Origin of the sequence: Lichenifustis flavocetrariae (assembly GCF_026130545.1) — a bacterium.
GTDB lineage: Bacteria > Pseudomonadota > Alphaproteobacteria > Rhizobiales > Beijerinckiaceae > Lichenihabitans > Lichenihabitans flavocetrariae.
Window position 1 is genome coordinate 1 of the sequence record NZ_JAMOIM010000114.1, and the last position, 3,936, is coordinate 3,936.

The 3,936-nt window shown below is 66.0% G+C and carries 3 protein-coding genes and 1 pseudogene; 3 read left to right on the forward strand and 1 reads right to left on the reverse strand.

Annotation, left to right across the window (positions count from 1 at the left end; translation table 11 throughout):
• The first annotated feature begins 3 nt into the window (after positions 1–3).
• On the forward strand, positions 4–96 hold the full coding sequence (locus tag M8523_RS35890; protein WP_282589578.1) for an IS66 family transposase zinc-finger binding domain-containing protein: 93 nt from the start codon (positions 4–6) through the stop codon (positions 94–96).
• Positions 97–104: 8 nt separating this feature from the next.
• On the opposite strand, the gene M8523_RS35895 is transcribed toward M8523_RS35890, so the two are convergent.
• The gene (locus M8523_RS35895; protein WP_282589576.1) at positions 105–2,180 is read right to left on the reverse strand and encodes a recombinase family protein; all 2,076 of its coding nucleotides are present in this window, start codon (positions 2,178–2,180) and stop codon (positions 105–107) included.
• 398 nt (positions 2,181–2,578) lie between these two features.
• Between M8523_RS35895 and tnpC the strand changes: the two are divergent.
• Both tnpC and M8523_RS35905 read left to right on the forward strand, forming a co-directional pair.
• Positions 2,579–3,184: pseudogene (gene tnpC, locus M8523_RS35900) on the forward strand (IS66 family transposase); the annotation flags it as partial.
• A 417-nt stretch (positions 3,185–3,601) separates the two neighbouring features.
• On the forward strand, positions 3,602–3,936 hold a 335-nt coding region (locus M8523_RS35905), incomplete at its 3' end, for a hypothetical protein (RefSeq protein ID WP_282589577.1).

Here is a 3,936-nt window from a genome sequence, read left to right on the forward strand (position 1 = left end):
GTGGTGGATGTTGCGGACCGCGCTTGCCCCTGTTGCGCGGCCCCGTTGCATCGGATCGGTGAGGATGTGTCGGAGCGTCTCGTCTCGGCATCTTGATGCCCTCCTCAATTCGGTGCGCTGTGGGTGAGATCGACGGTCGTAACGCGGCTGTCGACGAGCTGTCGGAGTGCATCGAGAACGGCCTGACTGGTTGGGAATAGGTACATGTGATGCTGCGGGTCGAGGGTAAGCCGGATTTTGCCCCTGCGGATGCGATGGTGCAGCCAGGCTTGGGAGACGCCGATGATCTCAGCGACATCGGGCACGGTCAGCGCGCCGGCCACGCGTCGCCGCATTTCTGGCCGGTAACGGATGCCCTGAGCGAGACGAAGTTTGCGGATCGTGCTGAGGAGCACGGGTCGGCCGTTGTCGAGGTGATGGCCTCGAACCTCGAGGGCTTCGGCGATTGCCGCGTCCGAGACGCCCGCGCGGGCTAGCTCCGCGACGAGACGTTCGATGACGCCGATGCCCGACAACTCGCGCAGCGCATGGCCGCCGGTATCGGCGAGGAACTCGCTCCAGTCGCCGCCGGCCCAAACGACGCGGACCGCCACTCGGTCGACGGCGGTGCGTTCGAGGACCACCTTATCGACAAGGCATCGCAGGAGTGCCTTGCGCTGCCCCGGCGCGAGCCTGGGGTCCGTCCACAGGAGCGGCAGCGTCTCTCTGATCTCGGTTAGGGCGGCGCGCAGTTCGGGCTGTGACGATCCTGCCGGACCTGTCGCGACCCCGCGCTCTGCCTCACGCATACCTTTCGCCAGCGCTTCCTCCCCGGCGCGCAGGTCCAGGAGCGCCGCCTCCCATCGACGTTCGAGTTCCGCCGCGACGAGCCGGTTGTCCGGATCGACCTTGTCGAACTGACGCTCTGCCAGAAGGGCCCGGTATCGAAGCCGCTCGACCTGCTGCGCCGCAGCCTGCCGCATGGCTGCATCGTTCTCGCGCCTCGTTGCCTCCGCCCGCTCGAACGCGTCCATCTCCGCTGGCGCGACGGCCTCGAGGAACGCCGCGACGACGAGCGCATCGATGGGGGAGGCAAGCACGTTCTGGCAGCGGGGCAGCCCGCGATCCTGCTCGAGACTGCGGCAGAGATAACGGGGCCGGTTGTGATACTGGACCGTCATCTTGCGGCCGCAGGCCCCGCAGTGAACGAGGCCGTGCAGCATGGCCGCGCCGTCGCGGGGCGGGCCGCGCGTACCCAAACGGCGGTAGTTGGCGTGGTTGTCCTCGAGCCTGGCCACGATCGCCTCGTGCGTGTCCCAGTCAATGTAGTGAGGATAGCGGTTCGGGACGACGATCCGCCACTCGGATCGCGGGCGCTTGCGAACCTTCGCCCGGCTGCCGTCGGGCGGCTGTGCGCAGGCCGTCCTGCCGTACACGAAGGCTCCAGCATAGGCCGGATTGGTGAGGATGCGGCAGATCGCGTGTTTGGTCGGCGCCCGCCAGCAGAGGCCACCCTGTGGCCCTTCGCGGCGCGGCAGGGTCAGGCCGCGAGCGAGAAAGACCCGCAGCACTGCCTGCGCCGAGCGGCGCTCGAGGAAGGTCGCAAACACGAGCCGGAGCCGGGCCTCTACCTCCCGGTCCGGCGTGATGACGACGACGCCCGATGGGTCGCGCTCGAGGCCAACCGGCAACGGCAGGGCGAGTTCGCCGCGACCCGCCTTGGCGAGGAGACCTGCCGTCAAGCGCCCCCGCAACGTGTGCATCTCGACCTCCGAGATCGTGCCCTTGAGGCCGAGGAGGAGCCGCCCATTGTCGGTGGCCGGATCGTAGACGCCGTCACGGTCGGCGATGAGGCAGTGACGATAACCGCAGAGGTCGAGCAATGGATACCAGTCCGAGCAGTTGCGCGTCAGCCGGGTGACCTCGTAGGAGAGGATGATCCCGATTTCGCCCAGGCCCACCTGGGCGAGCAAATCTTTGAACCCTGACCGGTTCACCGCCGTCGTGCCGCTCTCGCCCAGATCCTGGTCGATCACCTCCACGTCCGCCTCGTGCCAGCCGAGATCAACGGCGCGCTGGCGGAGCGCGTACTGAAGGCGGGTGCTCTCCCCGTTGCTCAGCACCTGATGGGCCGTGGACTGGCGGATGTAGATCAGCGCGCGCCGGGCGAGGTGATCCTGTGTGATGAGTTCGGAGTGCATCACCTACCTCCCGCAATGCCGACGCGAGCGCGGTGACGGCCGTCTCTCGTCGACCGCTGGACAAGCGACCCCAGACGTCTCTTGGATGGATGCGCATGCCAGCGCCTCCCTCGTCACCCGGATGCAGGCCAGCAGCGCCGTTGCGGCGTCGTACGTCAGCTTGCTGCGCGGCTCCTCCGGCCCATGCCCGAGGCTTGTGCAGGAGATCGGAATCATCAATAGCGCTGCGCCAGCGTGCCTCACGTAAACGTGTCCGCGCGCAAGGCGCGATCCCGTCACCGAGACGAGCGCAAGTTCCTTGCCGAACAGCGGGTGGCGCGGATCTGTGACGCGAACGACGTCAACCGCTACCGTCTCTCCGGCCACCGCATCGGCGGGGGCATCAATACGTGTAGTCGCTCGACGTGGTGCCGGCGCAGCTCCGGGTTCTGGTGGTGCGCCGGCCCAAATACGCGTGCCGCGCTTGCACCGACGGCGTCGTGCAGGCGCCTGCGCCCGCCCGGCTGATCGAAGGCGGGCTGCCAACCGACGCGCTTGTGGCGCAGGTGCTCGTGTCCAAATACGCCGATCATTGTCCCTTGTACCGGCAGAGCCAGATCTTCGCCCGGCAAGGCGTGGTGCTTGACCGCTCCACCTTGGCCGATTGGGTGGGGCGCGCCGCGCAACTGCTTCGCCCCGTGCATGAGCGGCTGCTCGCCAAGCTGCGCGGCGCCGACAAACTCTTCGCCGACGAGACCACCGCGCCGGTTCTCGATCCCGGCCGTGGCCGCACCAAGACGGGACAGCTTTGGGCGGAGCCAGCAAGAGGCTCCGCGCGGCAAAGCCGTGTGGAGTTGCAGGCGGAGGGTTATGCGCGTGATGACCGGCCTTGGGGCGGCACGGACCCACCGGCCGTGGCCTATGTCTATGCGGCCGACCGGAAGGCCGAGCGCCCCATCGCGCATCTCGCCGGCTTCGGAGGCGTGCTGCAGGTCGACGGCTATGCAGGCTACAGCCACGTCTTGCCGCAGAACGGGACCTACGGGTTCGAACTACTGCACAAGCCGTATTCGGTCGAGCAGCTGTCCCGATTGCTGCGCAAGGTCGCGACGTGGCATCGGCGCAAGCGCATCATGGGCAATCGAGGCCTTTGAAAGGCCCGGTTCGCGCACGAATTAATAATGGAGCGACGGACGAAGCAGTCATTGAGATCTACGACATGATCGGTGCCCAGCGACGACGTGACAGATGCCTGTCCGAAAGGAGATTGTTCGGCGGAAGATCGTCAAGGTATCCGATTGGCGGCTCCGGCCCTCGACAAGGCAAGTCTCATTAAGCTGGTACGACATGTTTTTCGGTGAGCGTCATCTGAAGGCTCGAGCGGCCGCCGTGAGCGGCGTCATAGGACGATTACAAGGCGGCAGACGAACCGCCTCAATCTATTGGAGGACATAGTAGGATATCGAATTGGCTGTGCTCTTGCCATCGTTGCCGCCACGATTTTCATCGAACCCGCAGGGGCGGCATCCCTGAAACAGATCGGCACGATCGCCGTTCCGGGTCAGACACTCAAGAACTTTGACATCAGTTTTGTCGATCAGGCGAGCGGCCTCTACTACCTCGCGGACCGGAGCAACAAGGCCATCGATATTTTCGACACGAAGAGCAACACCTTCGTTGGGCGTGTCGGGAGCTTTGCCGGCGCGGTGATGAAGGACGGCAAGATCGACAACGAGACCTCGGGGCCCGACGGGGTGCTGTTCACCGGCACGGAGAT